The sequence below is a fragment of the Caulobacter sp. GW821-FHT10A10 genome (assembly GCF_059415745.1).
Genome location: NZ_JBWKNV010000002.1, coordinates 569,388 through 582,673 on the forward strand (window position 1 = coordinate 569,388; position 13,286 = coordinate 582,673).

The 13,286-nt window shown below is 67.9% G+C and carries 16 protein-coding genes; 12 read left to right on the forward strand and 4 right to left on the reverse strand.

Annotated elements, in window-relative coordinates; all coding sequences use genetic code 11:
* Window positions 1-20: 20 nt before the first annotated feature.
* Window positions 21-1,106, reverse strand: coding sequence for an N-acetylmuramate/N-acetylglucosamine kinase AmgK (gene amgK, locus AC07NS_RS07515; RefSeq protein WP_494602523.1), 1,086 nt, complete (start codon window positions 1,104-1,106; stop codon window positions 21-23).
* Window positions 1,096-1,584, reverse strand: a complete 489-nt coding sequence (gene tsaE / locus AC07NS_RS07520; protein WP_494602525.1) for a tRNA (adenosine(37)-N6)-threonylcarbamoyltransferase complex ATPase subunit type 1 TsaE — start codon at window positions 1,582-1,584, stop codon at window positions 1,096-1,098. The genes amgK and tsaE overlap by 11 nt, the downstream gene beginning before the upstream one ends.
* 123 nt (window positions 1,585-1,707) lie before the next feature.
* Between tsaE and AC07NS_RS07525 the strand changes: the two genes are divergently transcribed.
* The gene (locus AC07NS_RS07525; protein ID WP_494596898.1) at window positions 1,708-2,343 is read left to right on the forward strand and encodes a hypothetical protein; all 636 of its coding nucleotides are present in this window, start codon (window positions 1,708-1,710) and stop codon (window positions 2,341-2,343) included.
* Window positions 2,344-2,526: 183 nt separating this feature from the next.
* Here the strand turns inward: AC07NS_RS07525 and AC07NS_RS07530 are convergent, their stop codons facing one another.
* Complete coding sequence (locus AC07NS_RS07530) at window positions 2,527-3,714, reverse strand: acetyl-CoA C-acyltransferase (RefSeq protein WP_494602527.1); 1,188 nt, start codon at window positions 3,712-3,714, stop codon at window positions 2,527-2,529.
* Between the two features lie 153 nt (window positions 3,715-3,867).
* Here AC07NS_RS07530 and AC07NS_RS07535 point away from each other — a divergent pair, with 153 nt between their 5' ends.
* The 11 genes from AC07NS_RS07535 (at window position 3,868) to sugE (ending at window position 12,361) form a co-directional block, all read left to right on the forward strand.
* Complete coding sequence (locus AC07NS_RS07535) at window positions 3,868-4,293, forward strand: hypothetical protein (protein ID WP_494602529.1); 426 nt, start codon at window positions 3,868-3,870, stop codon at window positions 4,291-4,293.
* 455 nt (window positions 4,294-4,748) lie between these two features.
* Complete coding sequence (locus tag AC07NS_RS07540) at window positions 4,749-5,069, forward strand: DUF8200 family protein (protein ID WP_492854374.1); 321 nt, start codon at window positions 4,749-4,751, stop codon at window positions 5,067-5,069.
* A 121-nt stretch (window positions 5,070-5,190) separates the two neighbouring features.
* Window positions 5,191-5,427, forward strand: coding sequence for a hotdog family protein (locus AC07NS_RS07545; RefSeq protein ID WP_494602532.1), 237 nt, complete (start codon window positions 5,191-5,193; stop codon window positions 5,425-5,427).
* A 218-nt stretch (window positions 5,428-5,645) separates the two neighbouring features.
* Window positions 5,646-6,200 (forward strand): F0F1 ATP synthase subunit delta, encoded by a 555-nt coding sequence (locus tag AC07NS_RS07550; RefSeq protein WP_494602534.1) that lies wholly within the window; start codon window positions 5,646-5,648, stop codon window positions 6,198-6,200.
* Between the two features lie 62 nt (window positions 6,201-6,262).
* On the forward strand, window positions 6,263-7,795 hold the full coding sequence (atpA, locus tag AC07NS_RS07555) for a F0F1 ATP synthase subunit alpha (RefSeq protein ID WP_110133024.1): 1,533 nt from the start codon (window positions 6,263-6,265) through the stop codon (window positions 7,793-7,795).
* Between the two features lie 35 nt (window positions 7,796-7,830).
* Window positions 7,831-8,706: a F0F1 ATP synthase subunit gamma gene (locus AC07NS_RS07560; protein ID WP_494602536.1), complete on the forward strand. Its 876-nt coding sequence runs from the start codon at window positions 7,831-7,833 to the stop codon at window positions 8,704-8,706.
* Window positions 8,707-8,758: 52 nt separating this feature from the next.
* The gene (gene atpD, locus AC07NS_RS07565) at window positions 8,759-10,384 is read left to right on the forward strand and encodes a F0F1 ATP synthase subunit beta (RefSeq protein ID WP_494602538.1); all 1,626 of its coding nucleotides are present in this window, start codon (window positions 8,759-8,761) and stop codon (window positions 10,382-10,384) included.
* On the forward strand, window positions 10,384-10,635 hold the full coding sequence (locus AC07NS_RS07570) for a hypothetical protein (RefSeq protein ID WP_110119153.1): 252 nt from the start codon (window positions 10,384-10,386) through the stop codon (window positions 10,633-10,635). The genes atpD and AC07NS_RS07570 overlap by 1 nt, the downstream gene beginning before the upstream one ends.
* Window positions 10,635-10,898 carry an ATP synthase F1 subunit epsilon gene (locus tag AC07NS_RS07575; protein WP_494602540.1) on the forward strand — a complete coding sequence of 88 codons (264 nt, stop codon included), beginning with the start codon at window positions 10,635-10,637 and terminating at the stop codon, window positions 10,896-10,898. The genes AC07NS_RS07570 and AC07NS_RS07575 overlap by 1 nt, the downstream gene beginning before the upstream one ends.
* 315 nt (window positions 10,899-11,213) lie before the next feature.
* Entirely contained in the window at window positions 11,214-11,894 is a 681-nt protein-coding gene (locus AC07NS_RS07580) for a hypothetical protein (protein ID WP_494602541.1), read from the forward strand.
* Between the two features lie 146 nt (window positions 11,895-12,040).
* Window positions 12,041-12,361 carry a quaternary ammonium compound efflux SMR transporter SugE gene (gene sugE, locus AC07NS_RS07585; RefSeq protein ID WP_494602542.1) on the forward strand — a complete coding sequence of 107 codons (321 nt, stop codon included), beginning with the start codon at window positions 12,041-12,043 and terminating at the stop codon, window positions 12,359-12,361.
* 167 nt (window positions 12,362-12,528) lie between these two features.
* Here the strand turns inward: sugE and AC07NS_RS07590 are convergent, their stop codons facing one another.
* Window positions 12,529-13,278, reverse strand: coding sequence for an alpha/beta hydrolase (locus AC07NS_RS07590; RefSeq protein WP_494602543.1), 750 nt, complete (start codon window positions 13,276-13,278; stop codon window positions 12,529-12,531).
* Window positions 13,279-13,286 lie beyond the last annotated feature (8 nt).

Genomic DNA, 13,286 nt, shown 5'->3' on the forward strand with positions numbered 1-13,286 from the left:
CGCTTTTTTCGGAGAGGCGCTCACGAGCGGGCCTCCGCCGGGACGTGGGCGTCGAACCAGGCCTTCAGCCCCGCCAGCGCCGGATCGGTCAGACAGCTGTCGAGATAGCGCCACAGGCGGGGCATGAAGCTTTCGTACTTCGGCTTGCCGTCGCGGGTGACCAGGCGGGCGAAGATGCCGAGGATGCGGGCGATGTTGAGCGCCCCCAGCGCGTGATAGTCGGCCAGGAACTGCGTGCGATCGAGGTCAGGGCGGGCTGCCAGGTAGCGGTCGAGGCCGCGAGCCTCGATCTCCGGAGAGACATCCCGGCGGGCGTCGTGCAGCAGCATCGAGAAGTCCCAGGCCGGGTGGCCGACCACGGCGTCCTGGAAATCGATCAGGCCGACGCGCGCGGGACCCACGCGATCGGGCAGCCACAGCAGGTTTTCGGCGTGATAGTCGCGATGGCAGAAGACGCTGGCTCCGGCCTCGGCCCGGGCGCGGATCGGGCTCCAGAGCGCCTGCCATTCTTCCAGGGCGGCGGCGTCGAAGGTCACGGGCTTCAGCTTGGGCAGCCACTCGACGAACAGGTCCTGAGCCATCTGCAAAGCGAGGTCGTCATAGGTCAGCAGCGGCCAGGTCGAGCCGCCGGCTTCCAGCACCGCCGGGGGCTTGGCGGCGTGCAGCGCCACCAGCGCGTCGACGGCGGCGTCGTACATCAAGGGCTCGTCGCCGCCTGCCGCGATCACGCTGGCATAGAGGTCGTCGCCCAGGTCTTCCAGCACAGCCAGGCCCAGGGCCGGTTCGGCGGCCAGCACCTCGGGAGCCGAAAGCCCCTGTGCGCGCAGCCAGCCGGCCACGGCCACGAAGGCGTCCACCCGGCCGGCGGCCAGGCGATAGGCGGCGTTGAAGCCCAGCGCGCGGCGCTCGTCCGGCGTCGCGTTCGGCGGGCAGGGGGCGGTCTCCAGGGCCGGCGGCTGGTCCATGAAGATGAAGGTCTGCTCGCCGCGATGCAGGCGCTCGTAGGAGCGGGTCGAGGCGTCGCCGCCCAGCGGCTGGCGGCGCACGTCGCCATAGCCTTGGCGGGCCAGGAAGTCGGCCTTCAGGGTTTCGCGGTCAGAGCTCAAGCTTGCGTTCCTTGAAGGCGCCGTACGGGGTGATGCGGACGCGGCGGGCCTCGCCCGTCGGCTCATCCAGAACCGGCGAAATCTCTACATCGAGTCGGTCGGGCGGCAGACGACCCTCCAGGCGCTGGGGCCATTCGATCAGGGCCGCGCCGTCCTCCAGGGCTTCGGCCAGGCCGATCTCGTAGGCCTCGTCCGGATCCTCCAGGCGATAGAGGTCGAAATGGGCCAGCGGGAAGCCTTCCGCCTCGTAGAACTGCACCAGGGTGAAGGTCGGGCTGGGCACCTCTTCCTCGGGCGAGGTCAGGGCGCGCACCAGGGCGCGGGCCAGGGTCGACTTGCCGGCGCCGAGCGGACCGTAGAGGCACAGGGCCGCGCCCGGAAACAGCACGGCGGCCAGCCGCTCGCCGAGGCCCTTGGTGGCGGCCTCGTCGGGCAGGTCGATTTCTAGGGGGGCGGCGGTCGCGGGCGCCTGTGACATGGACATCGCGCCAATCTAGAGTCCCCGACGCGGGCCTCAAGCGGCTTTCAGGAATTTTGCCGTCGCCGCGACGCGCGCGGCGTCCTATCACCAGCTCAAGCAATCCCCAGAGGATCGGTAGAGATGAAGAAGTTCAAGCTGTGGGCCGGCCTGGTGGTCGTCGTGGCGGTGGTCGGCGCCGGCCTCTGGGCGTGGTGGAACTTCGACCTGCGCTGGCGGCCCAAGACGATCACCAAGAACCAGGCCGAGATCGCCAAGATCCTCGAAGGCTCCGGCTGGGTGTCGCCGGGCCTGAAGGGCGGCAAGCTCTACATGGTCAGCTTCCGCACCTGCCCCGACTGCATCCGCTTCAAGAAGGAAGAGTATCCCAAGCTGCACAAGGCGGGGATCGACACCCGCTTGATCGAGATCGCCCGCGCCGACCGCAACGGCGTGCCGAAATCGACGCCGGTGGAGCGCGCGACGGTGGCCGAGCTGTGGATCAACCGCTCTTGGGAGCTGGCCGAAAAGTGGGACGCCACCCCGGTCGAGGCCTGGAAGGCCCCGGGCGTGAAACCCGCCGACGGCGACATCGCCCGCACCGCCGTCATCGAGGCCGGCCGCAAGTCGGTCGAAGACCTGCGGCCGCTGCTCAAGGCCAACGGCGTGAACTTCGCCTATCCGCTGCTGGTGTGGTGGACGCCGGACGGCCAGATGAAGGCCTGCGCCTGCGAGAAGCGCGAGACCTATCGGTTCGTGCGGAAGGATCTGGGGGTCTGATCCTCGCGCACTATTAGACCGTCATCCCGGCCGGAGCGCGTAGCGCGGAGAGCCGGGACCCAGGGGCCGCCGCAATGCGCCGGCTCCTGGAAGGGCGGATGATCCATTCGCCGCGCCCAGTCCCCTGGGTCCCGGATAAGCGCTGCGCGCTTTCCGGGATGACGAGGAGGTTAAGGGCGAGGATCAAAAGATCTCGAACAGACCCGCCGCGCCCATGCCGCCGCCGATGCACATGGTCACCACGCCGAGCTTGGCCTTGCGGCGCTTGCCTTCCAGCAGCAGGTGGCCGGCGCAGCGGGCGCCGGTCATGCCGAACGGGTGGCCGATGGCGATGGAGCCACCGTTGACGTTGTACTTCTCCGGATCGATGCCTAGGCGGTCTCGGCTGTAGAGGCACTGACTGGCGAAGGCCTCGTTCAGTTCCCACAGGTCGATGTCGTCGACCTTCAGGCCGTGGCGTTCCAGCAGGCGCGGCACGGCGAAGACCGGGCCGATGCCCATCTCGTCGGGCTCGCAGCCCGCGATGGCGAAGCCCTTGAACAGGCCCAGCGGCTCCAGATTGCGGCGGGCGGCCTCCTTGGCCTCCATCACCACCACGGCGGCGGCGCCGTCCGACAGCTGGCTGGCGTTGCCGGCGGTGACGAAGTTGCCGGGACCCTTCACCGGCTCCAGCTTAGCCAGGCCTTCCAGCGTGGTCTCCGGACGATTGCACTCGTCCTTGCTGACCACGTAGTCGACCAGGCTCTCTTCCTTGGTCTCCTTGTTGACCACCTTCATCTTGGTGGCCATCGGCACGATCTCGTCGTCGAACAGGCCGGCGGCCTGCGCTGCCGCAATCCGCTGTTGGCTACGAAGAGCGTATTCGTCCTGGTATTCGCGGCCGACGTTGTAGCGCTTGGCCACGATGTCGGCGGTGTCGATCATCGCCATCCACAGCGCGGGCTTCTCGCGCATCAGCTTTTCTTCGGTGATGTGGAAGCGGTTCATGTGGCCGCCGGCGTTGACCAGCGAGATCGACTCCACGCCGCCGCCGATGGCCACGGGGGCGCCGTCGTTGCGGACGTAGTTGGCGGCGGTCGCGATCGCCTGCAGGCCCGACGAGCAGAAGCGGTTGACGGTCTGGCCCGAGGTGGTGACCGGCAGGCCGGCCCAGATGGCGGCGTTGCGGGCCACGTTCATGCCGGTGGCGCCTTCGGGACCGCCGCAGCCCAGGACGACGTCTTCCACTTCCGCGCCTTCCAGGCCGGCGCGCGACACGGCGTGCTGGATGGCGTGGCCGGCCATGGCCGCGCCATGGGTGTTGTTGAAGCCGCCGCGGACGGACTTCGCCAGACCGGTCCGAGCGTAAGAGACGATGACCGCTTCGCGCATGGCGCTTCTTCCCTGTTTAAACGTTAGTTTGAATTGCCGTCACCGTAGGACGGAAATTCCGGTTGGGAAAGATCACGCGTGCGTAAGGTGCGGCGCCCCGCCGCGGCGGGCTCTTAACCCGACCTTGAGAAAGGAGGGTCTTAGTTTCCTTCCATGATCCTGCTGGCCGCCTTCGCGTTCCTGGGAGCCCTGCTCGGGCTCTTCTGGCGCCCCCGCTTCGTGGGGGTGGTGATCGCGGTCGTGCTGGCCGGCGTCGTGCAGGGCGTGGCGGCCTGGTCGCTGCAGATCCTGTCGCACCAGGTCAATCGCGAGCACCTGCTGCTCGAGATGCACGCGGTGTTCGGCGAGACCCTGATCGACTTCGCCGGCCCCGTGGCCGCCGCCGCCGTCGGGGCGGTGTTCGCCGCTCTGCTGGGCGCCCTGACCGACGCCCGCCGTCCGCCGGTGCTGGTCACCGCCGACGGCCTGCGCCGCAAGGCCGGCAAGGACGGCCGCTACGCCCGCATGGAGGGCATGGTCGAGCAGCGCGCGATCCACGCCCAGGCCGAAAGCCGGATCGACTCGATCCTGGGGCTGTGAAGTTTCGGGGTCTACGGCCTCGGAATCCTGATCGCTGACCTCTCCAAATCTCCCGTCATTCCCGCCCTTGTGGCGGGAAGCCCTCTTTCAGCCGCAAGGGCGGATGAGGCGGCGTGCTCGGCACGCCGCCTGCGCCTCACGTGTCAGCGGAACCATGGGTTCCCGCCACAAGGGCGGGAATGACGGGAGGGGGGAGGTGGCGCTGGCCTCGCGGCCGAAAACCTCCGTTTCGATAAAATATGCGCACGCGAACAAAAACGCGCTTGCGCTATTTCTGAACGCTGATATCTAAGCAGTGCTTAGTTCGGTTGCGCGGCGCCGGTGGGGATACCGACGCCAGTCTTTCGCCAGAGAAGTCTGGGCAAGAGACGTGTCCCTCGCATCCCGACGGCCAGTACAGCTTACGCGCCGATCATCGATCTTTCCATCATCCCCGAAGCTGGAGGGCTTTTCCCATGAAGCTCCGCGCCCTGGCGGCTGTCGCCGCCCTGTCCGTTTGCGCGCTCGCCGCCGCCCCCGCCCTGGCCGACGGCCGCCTGGCGGTCACTCTCGAAAAACCCGTCTCCGCCAAGACCAAGATCGTCGCCGGCGGCGCGGTCTTCGTCTGCGAAGACGCCGCCTGCGTCGCCGCCTCGGCGCCGTCGCGGGCTCTCAGCGTCGCCTCGTGCAAGGCGCTGGTGAAAGAAGCCGGCCGCGTCTCGGCCTTCGGCGGCGACGCCAAGGCCCTGGCCGCCGACGAACTGGAGCGCTGCAACGCTTCGGCCAAGGCCGCCTGAGGCCTCTCCAACACCGGAGGCCTAATCTCCTCCGGCTGTTTTCCTCGATCATCGCCTGACAGGGCGGCGGGCTTGTTCCGCCGCCTTTTTCTTTCGTCCGTCCGGGAGTTAAGTGTCGCTCATGACCCAGTCGATCGCCGCCCTGCTGGAAGAGGCCCTGAAGAACGCCGCCGGTTCCGACGCCGCGCCGGTGTCGCTGACCGTCGATTACGGCCAGGGAGAAGGCGGCGACCTGGCCCTGCGCGGCTGGATCGAACGGGCCACTCGCAGTCTGGTGTTCGCTCAAGCCGAGGCCCGCACGCCGGACGGCGCCCTGGCCGGCGCGGCCTCCGGCGTCTTCCGCCGCGTCAACGTCTGACGGATAAACGGCTTTTTTCCGAAACTTGGCCGAACGCGATCGTCTCGGCTTGGTTGCGACTGCGAACACCCCGTGTTATCAGGCGCCGGGCTTCGGGAAGGGCAGCGTGAATGCGCGGGCCGCCCGTGCGCTTTTCTCAAGCGCGATCAAGTCTTTAAGCCGGGAAGAGGGGGCAGCTTCTCTTCCGCGGCGATTGCAACGCACACCGGGCGGAACAAGTGGCGGAAGAAACCAAGGCGACGGATGCGGGTCAGCGTTATGCGCAGTCCCTGTTCGAACTGACGATCGAAGGCGGCAACCTGGCGAAGGTCGAACGCGACCTGAAGGACCTCAAGGCCCTGATCGCCGACAGCGCCGACCTGCGCCGTCTGATCGACTCGCCGGCGTTCTCGGCCGAGGACAAGGCCAAGGGCCTGACCGCCGTCGCCGTGAAGGCCGGTTTCGACATTCTCACGGCCAAGTTCCTGGGCCTGATCGCCTCCAACGGCCGCGCCATCGAGCTGGTCGGCGCGATCAACGCCTTCGTCGCCCTGTCGGCCAAGCACCGCGGCGTGGTCGCCGCCGAGGTCATCTCGGCCGCCCCGCTGACCGCCGCCCAGCTGAAGGCCGTCACCGCCGGCGTCTCCGAGGCGCTCGGCAAGACCCCCGAAATCTCGACCCGCGTCGACCCGTCCATCCTGGGCGGCGTCAAGGTGCGTGTCGGTTCCCGACTGTTCGACGCTTCGCTCCGTTCGAAGCTCGATTCCCTGAAATTCGCCCTCAAGCGCGCCTAAGCGTATAACCGCGCAAAAAACGTACGTACGCAGAGAGCCCTAAGAAAGAGCCCGACCCAGCCATGGACATCCGCGCCGCCGAAATTTCGGCCATCCTCAAGTCGCAGATCGCCAACTTCGGCGAGGAAGCCGCCGTCTCGGACATCGGCCAAGTTCTGTCGGTCGGCGACGGCATCGCCCGCATCTACGGTCTGGACAACGTCCAGGCCGGCGAGATGGTCGAATTCCCGAAGGCCGGCGTGAAGGGCATGGCCCTGAACCTCGAGCGCGACAACGTCGGCGCCGTGATCTTCGGCGCTGACGCCGAGATCAAGGAAGGCGACGAAGTCCGCCGCCTCGGCGAGATCGTCGACGTGCCGGTCGGCAAGGGCCTGCTGGGCCGCGTCGTCAACCCGCTGGGCGAGCCGATCGACGGCAAGGGCCCGATCCAATACACCGAGCGTCGCCGCGTCGACGTGAAGGCCCCGGGCATCATCCCGCGCAAGTCGGTGCACGAGCCCGTGCAGACCGGCCTGAAGTCGATCGACACCCTGATCCCGGTCGGCCGCGGCCAGCGCGAGCTGATCATCGGCGACCGTCAGACCGGCAAGACCGCCGTCGCCATCGACACCATCCTGAACCAGAAGGCCGCCAACGCCGGCAAGGACGAGAGCGCCAAGCTCTACTGCGTCTACGTCGCCATCGGCCAGAAGCGCTCGACCGTCGCCCAGATCGTCAAGACCCTGGAAGAGCACGGCGCCCTGGAATACACCATCGTCGTCGTGGCCTCGGCCTCGGAGCCGGCCCCGCTGCAGTACCTGGCCCCGTTCGCCGGCTGCGCCATGGGCGAGTGGTTCCGCGACAACGGCCTGCACGGCCTGATCATCTATGACGATCTGTCCAAGCAAGCCGTCGCCTACCGCCAGATGTCGCTGCTGCTGCGCCGTCCGCCGGGCCGCGAAGCCTATCCGGGCGACGTGTTCTACCTGCACTCCCGTCTGCTGGAACGCGCCGCCAAGCTGAACGAAGACAACGGTTCGGGCTCGCTGACGGCTCTGCCGATCATCGAAACCCAGGCCAACGACGTTTCGGCCTACATCCCGACCAACGTGATCTCGATCACCGACGGCCAGATCTTCCTGGAAACCGACCTGTTCTACCAGGGCATCCGCCCGGCCGTGAACGTCGGCATCTCGGTGTCGCGCGTCGGCTCGTCGGCCCAGATCAAGGCCATGAAGCAAGTCGCCGGTCCGATTAAGGGCGAACTCGCCCAGTATCGCGAAATGGCCGCCTTCGCGAAGTTCGGCTCGGACCTGGACGCCTCGACCCAGAAGATGCTGGCCCGCGGCGAGCGCCTGACCGAGCTGCTGAAGCAGCCGCAATACGCGCCGCTGTCGGTCGAAGAGCAGGTCTGCGTGATCTACGCCGGCACCCGCGGCTATCTCGACAAGATCCCGACCTCGTCGGTGCGTCGCTTCGAGACCGAGTTCCTGGCCCGCCTGCACAGCGCCCACCAGGACCTGCTGACCGGCATCGCCACCAAGAAGGCCCTCGACAAGGACCTGGAAGCGTCGCTGAAGAGCGCGCTCGACAGCTTCTCGTCGACCTTCGCCTAAGCCCCCTCGGAACCGCTCGGAGAGAGTAGCGCCGAATGGCCAGCTTGAAGGAAATGCGCAATCGGATCTCGAGCGTCAAAGCGACGCAAAAGATCACGAAGGCGATGCAGATGGTGGCGGCTGCCAAGCTGCGCCGGAGCCAGGACGCGGCTGAAGCCGCCCGTCCGTACGCCCGGCGTCTGGCCAGCGTCATCGCCAACCTCGCGACCGGCGTGTCGGGCGACGGCGCTCCGGCGCTGCTGGCCGGCACCGGTCGCGACGACCGTCACCTGGTGGTGGTGGCCGCGGCGGACCGTGGTCTGGCCGGCGGCTTCACCTCGTCGATCGTGCGCGCGGCCCGCGCCCACATCGACGGGCTGATCGCCCAGGGCAAGGACGTGAAGATCGTCTGCGTCGGCAAGAAGGTGACCGCCCAGCTGCGTCGCCTCTACGCCGGTCGCATCGTCGAGAACTTCGACCTGTCGGCCTACCGCCAGCTGACGCTGTCGGTGGCCCAGCCGATCGCCGACGTCGTCACCAAGCTTTACGAAGCCGGCGACATCGACGTGGTCACCCTGTTCTACAGCCGCTTCAAGTCGGTGGTGCAGCAGATCCCGACCGCGCTGCAGCTGATCCCGGCCGTGGTCGAGGGCGGTGAAGTCGCGTCCGGTCCGGCCGCGGTCTACGAGTACGAGCCCTCGGAAGAGGCCATCCTCGAGACCCTGCTGCCGCGCAACCTGACGGTCCAGATCCTGTCGGCCCTGCTCGACAACATGGCCGGCTTCTACGCCAGCCAGATGACGGCCATGGACAACGCCACGCGGAACGCGGGCGACATGATCAAGCGCTACACCCTCGAGTACAACCGTTCCCGCCAGGCCCAGATCACCAAGGAGCTGATCGAGATCATCTCCGGCGCCGAAGCCGTCTGATCTAGCCTAACGCCAAAAACGCACGCAGAGACGCACGAAAGACCCGCACGCCATGGCCAAGACCCCCGCTAAGGCTCCCGCCGCCGCCGCTGAAAAGCCGGCCGCCGCCAAGAAGCCCGCCGCCCCGAAGGCCGCCGCCGCCGCTCCGGCCGCTGCTGCTGCTCCCAAGGCTCCGGCCGCCAAGAAGCCGGCCGCCCCGAAGGCCGCCGCTGCTCCGAAGGCTGCTGCTCCGGTCGCCGGCGAAGCCACCGGCCGTCTGGTTCAGATCATCGGCGCCGTCGTCGACATCGAGTTCACCGGCCCGCTGCCGGCGATCCTGAACGCCGTTGAGACCACCAACACCGCCACCGGCCAGCGCCTGGTGTTCGAAGTCGCCCAGCACCTGGGCCAGAACACCGTCCGCGCCATCGCCATGGACGCCACCGAAGGTCTCGTCCGCGGCCAGCCCGTGCGCGACACCGGCGAAGCCATCCGCGTGCCGGTCGGTCCGGGCACCCTGGGCCGCATCATGAACGTCATCGGCGAGCCGATCGACGAGCAGGGCCCGATCCAGTCGGACCTGTCGCGCCCGATCCACCGCGACGCCCCGACCTTCGCCGAGCAGACCAACACCGCTGAAGTGCTGGTCACGGGCATCAAGGTCATCGACCTGATGTGCCCCTACACCAAGGGCGGCAAGATCGGCCTGTTCGGCGGCGCCGGCGTCGGCAAGACCGTGACGATGCAGGAACTGATCAACAACATCGCCAAGGCTTACGGCGGTTACTCGGTTCTGGCCGGCGTGGGCGAACGCACCCGCGAAGGCAACGACCTCTATCACGAGATGATCGAGTCGAACGTCAACGTCGACCCGAAGGCCAACAACGGCTCGACCGAAGGCTCGCGCTGCGCCCTCGTCTACGGCCAGATGAACGAACCCCCGGGCGCCCGCGCCCGCGTCGCCCTGACCGGCCTGTCGATCGCGGAATACTTCCGTGACGAAGAAGGCAAGGACGTGCTGCTGTTCGTCGACAACATCTTCCGCTTCACCCAAGCCGGCGCCGAAGTGTCGGCTCTGCTGGGCCGCATCCCCTCGGCCGTGGGCTATCAGCCCACCCTGGCCACCGAGATGGGCAACCTGCAGGAGCGCATCACCTCGACCAACAAGGGTTCGATCACCTCGGTCCAGGCCATCTACGTTCCCGCCGACGACCTGACCGACCCGGCCCCGGCCGCTTCGTTCGCCCACTTGGACGCCACCACCGTTCTGTCGCGCGACATCGCCGCCCAGGCCATCTTCCCGGCCGTCGATCCGCTGGACTCGACCTCGCGGATCATGGACCCGCTGGTCATCGGCGAAGAGCACTACACGGTTGCTCGCCGCGTCCAGGAAGTCCTGCAGCAGTACAAGGCGCTGAAGGACATCATCGCCATTCTGGGCATGGACGAACTGTCGGAAGAGGACAAGCTGACGGTCGCTCGCGCCCGTAAGATCAGCCGCTTCCTGTCGCAGCCGTTCCACGTGGCCGAGCAGTTCACCAACACGCCGGGCGCCTTCGTCCAGCTGAAGGACACGATCCGCTCGTTCAAGGGCATCGTGGACGGTGAATACGACCACCTGCCGGAAGGCGCCTTCTACATGGTCGGCCCGATCGAAGAAGCCGTGGCCAAGGCCGAGAAGATGGCGGCGGACGCCTGATGACCGAAGAAGACGGCGATCTCGGCCACTTCTGCTGCGAGGAGCTGGAGGACGCGGTGTCTTCGGACGCCGAGGCCTCCCTCATCGAGCACGACAGCGGCCTGATCCTGTTGAACCTGGGTCAACGGGAAGCCGATGGTGAGACGGGCACGGTCCTGACCACCATCCGCTTCTGTCCGTTCTGCGGTACCGAGATCCAGACCGACGAAGACATCGAAGCGGCCCTGGGCGCCGTGGAGACCTACGACTGATGGCCAAGCTGCACTTCTCCCTCGTCGCGCCCGAGCGCGAACTGTTCTCCGCCGACGTCGACCAGGTCGACGCGCCGGGTACGGAAGGCGATTTCGGCGTCCTGCCGAACCACGCGCCGTTCATGACGACGCTGCGCGAGGGCCGGGTGACGGTGCGCGACGGCGCGACCGTCAAGCTGTTCGACATCCAGGGCGGCTTCGCCGACGTGGGTCCGGACGGCTTCACGATCCTGGCCGAACACGCGGTGGAAGTGGCCGGCTAAGGGCTGCTTCTCTCGACCGATCTGGAAACGCCCTCGTTGGAAACAGCGGGGGCGTTTTCGTTTCTAAGATCCTCCCCCACTGGGGGAGGTGGCGCGAAGCGTCGGAGGGGGGGCCGTTTTCAGCTGCCGAGAGGCTGGCCGATTTCGCTGTCCAATTCCCCCTCAGTCGCTCCGCGACAGCTCCCCCTTCAGGGGGAGCGATAAAAAATTACGATTGTGACCCCATACGCGCCGCAATCCGTCACCATAAGGGTTGCGAGGGAACGCTCGTCGGTTTTAATGCCGACCTCCAAGTCTCTAGGGGATATCCAGACTATGCGCCTTGCGCTCGCCAGCTTGATCGCCCTCGGCGTCGTCTCGACCGCCGTTGCCCAGGAGCAACCCGCTCCCGCCGCCGCCCCGGCCCAAGCTCCCGCTGAAGCCCCGGCCGCCGCGCCCGCCGATCAGGCCGCGCCCGTGGTTCCGGCTCCGGCCGCCGGCACGCCCGAAGCCGCCGCCGCCGCGGCCGCTCCGGAACCCGTGCGTCCGCCGCCGCCGACCGACCCGGTCTCGGTGCGGATCCTCAGCGTCCTCGACACCATCTGCAAGCCGGCCGTGGTCGGCGGCGACTTCAACGCCCTGGCCAAGGCCGCGGGCTTCAAGAAGAAGCGCGACCTGTGGACCCTGGACCTGGGCAAGCCCTACCAGATCGTCCTCGACAACCCGGGTTCGAACAAGAACGTCTGCACCCTGAACGTCCAGCACGCTCAAGGCCCCGAGCAGGCCCAGGCGCTGGCCACCGCCCTGCACGACTGGGCCAGCTGGGAAAACAGCCCGCAGCTGCGCCTGATCCGCAACGACCAGCTGGTCACCGACGTCAAGCGCCTGACGGTGACCTGGGACAACAACGCTGCCGGCGGCAAGGCCGGCCTCGTCTACGTCCGCATCAAGAAGCTGGACGACAGCTCGGTCGGCAAGAACTTCGAGCAGGCCCAGATCCTCTACACCTCGCAGTGATGAGAGGAGGGCTTGCCCTCCGGGATCCAGAAGCTATCTAGGCAAGGCGCGGGGACGACCCCGCGCCTTTGCTTTTTTCCGGGGACGACCCCGCTTCTCGCGACGCCGAGGCCAAGGGCCGGGCGCGCGATCAACGGGAGCAGGTCATGGCCTGGATCATCCTCTTCATCGCCGGCCTTTTCGAAATCGGCTGGGCCGTCGGCCTGAAATACACCGAGGGCTTCACCCGCCCGATCCCCACCATCCTGACCGCGATCAGCCTCGTCGCCTCCATGGGCCTGCTGGGCTGGGCGGTGAAGAGCTTGCCGCTGGGCACGGCCTACGCGGTGTGGACCGGCGTCGGCGCCGTCGGCACGGCCATCGTCGGCATCCTGGTGTTCAAGGAACCCGCCACGGCGGCGCGGCTGGTCTGCCTGGCGCTGATCGTCTCGGGGATCCTGGGGCTGAAGGTGTTTTCGACGCACTAAACCCCTCTCCCCTTGCGGGAGAGGGTGGCCTCCGAAGGAGGTCGGGTGAGGGGTCTCTCAGAAGCAGGACGCCGTGACAGCCGATCGGCCGTCGCGGCGTTTTCGTTCGCGCGACCCCTCATCCGTCGGCTTCGCCGACACCTTCTCCCGCAAGGGGAGAAGGAACCTTACGCCGCCGCCCGGTCCTCGGCGGCGATGAAGTCCAGGCAGGCCTGGGCCACGTCTTCCCAGCCCGGTTCGCCGGGCAGCCAGTGGCTCATTTCCGGGAACTCGCGGAACACCCCGCCCAGGCGGGCGGCGGTCTGGCGGACGGTGGCGGGCGGGTGGACGACGTCCTGGCCGCCGGCGATGGCCAGCACCGGGGCCTTCACCGGGCCGGGGCTGGTGGTCATGAACGGGTCGAGCCACCAGTTCAGCGTCTCCCACAGCGCTCGGCCGCTTTCCGAGGTCATGCGGGCGTAGAGGGCGCGGCGGGTCTCGCGGGGCAGGCGGTCGAGGCTGTAGCGGCGCACGACCCCGTAGTCCGGCGCGATGGCCTGCAGCCAGTAGGGACCCAGCGAATAGAGACTGACGGCCGAGACCGCCTCCTCCAGGCTCGCCCCGTGCACGCCCCAGGGCGGCGAGGGGGCCAGCAGGATCAGGCGATCGACCGGGGCGCGGCCGGCGGCCAGCTGCGCCACCAGGCCGCCCATGGAGTGGCCGATCAGGATCGGCGGCGTCTCGCACGAGCGGATCAGGCGCACGACGGCGCGGGCGTAGTCGCTCATCGACAGGCCGACGGTCGACTCGCCGGGCGCGCGGCCGGGCAGGTCGGGCGTCAGCACCTGATGACCGGCGGCCTCGAACGGCGCGCGAAACACATCGAATGTCCAGCCGCCGCAGAAGGCGCCGTGGACCATGATCACCGGAGCCTTCACGCCCGCCT

What these genes read in the sequence shown, in the direction of transcription:
- tsaE (WP_494602525.1), bottom strand. Translation starts at nt 1,584, where the DNA reads ATGTCACAGGCGCCCGCGACCGCCGCCCCCCTAGAAATCGACCTGCCC.
- AC07NS_RS07525 (WP_494596898.1), top strand. Translation starts at nt 1,708, where the DNA reads ATGAAGAAGTTCAAGCTGTGGGCCGGCCTGGTGGTCGTCGTGGCGGTG.
- AC07NS_RS07530 (WP_494602527.1), bottom strand. Translation starts at nt 3,714, where the DNA reads ATGCGCGAAGCGGTCATCGTCTCTTACGCTCGGACCGGTCTGGCGAAG.
- AC07NS_RS07535 (WP_494602529.1), top strand. Translation starts at nt 3,868, where the DNA reads ATGATCCTGCTGGCCGCCTTCGCGTTCCTGGGAGCCCTGCTCGGGCTC.
- AC07NS_RS07540 (WP_492854374.1), top strand. Translation starts at nt 4,749, where the DNA reads ATGAAGCTCCGCGCCCTGGCGGCTGTCGCCGCCCTGTCCGTTTGCGCG.
- AC07NS_RS07545 (WP_494602532.1), top strand. Translation starts at nt 5,191, where the DNA reads ATGACCCAGTCGATCGCCGCCCTGCTGGAAGAGGCCCTGAAGAACGCC.
- atpA (WP_110133024.1), top strand. Translation starts at nt 6,263, where the DNA reads ATGGACATCCGCGCCGCCGAAATTTCGGCCATCCTCAAGTCGCAGATC.
- AC07NS_RS07560 (WP_494602536.1), top strand. Translation starts at nt 7,831, where the DNA reads ATGGCCAGCTTGAAGGAAATGCGCAATCGGATCTCGAGCGTCAAAGCG.
- atpD (WP_494602538.1), top strand. Translation starts at nt 8,759, where the DNA reads ATGGCCAAGACCCCCGCTAAGGCTCCCGCCGCCGCCGCTGAAAAGCCG.
- AC07NS_RS07570 (WP_110119153.1), top strand. Translation starts at nt 10,384, where the DNA reads ATGACCGAAGAAGACGGCGATCTCGGCCACTTCTGCTGCGAGGAGCTG.
- AC07NS_RS07575 (WP_494602540.1), top strand. Translation starts at nt 10,635, where the DNA reads ATGGCCAAGCTGCACTTCTCCCTCGTCGCGCCCGAGCGCGAACTGTTC.
- AC07NS_RS07580 (WP_494602541.1), top strand. Translation starts at nt 11,214, where the DNA reads ATGCGCCTTGCGCTCGCCAGCTTGATCGCCCTCGGCGTCGTCTCGACC.
- sugE (WP_494602542.1), top strand. Translation starts at nt 12,041, where the DNA reads ATGGCCTGGATCATCCTCTTCATCGCCGGCCTTTTCGAAATCGGCTGG.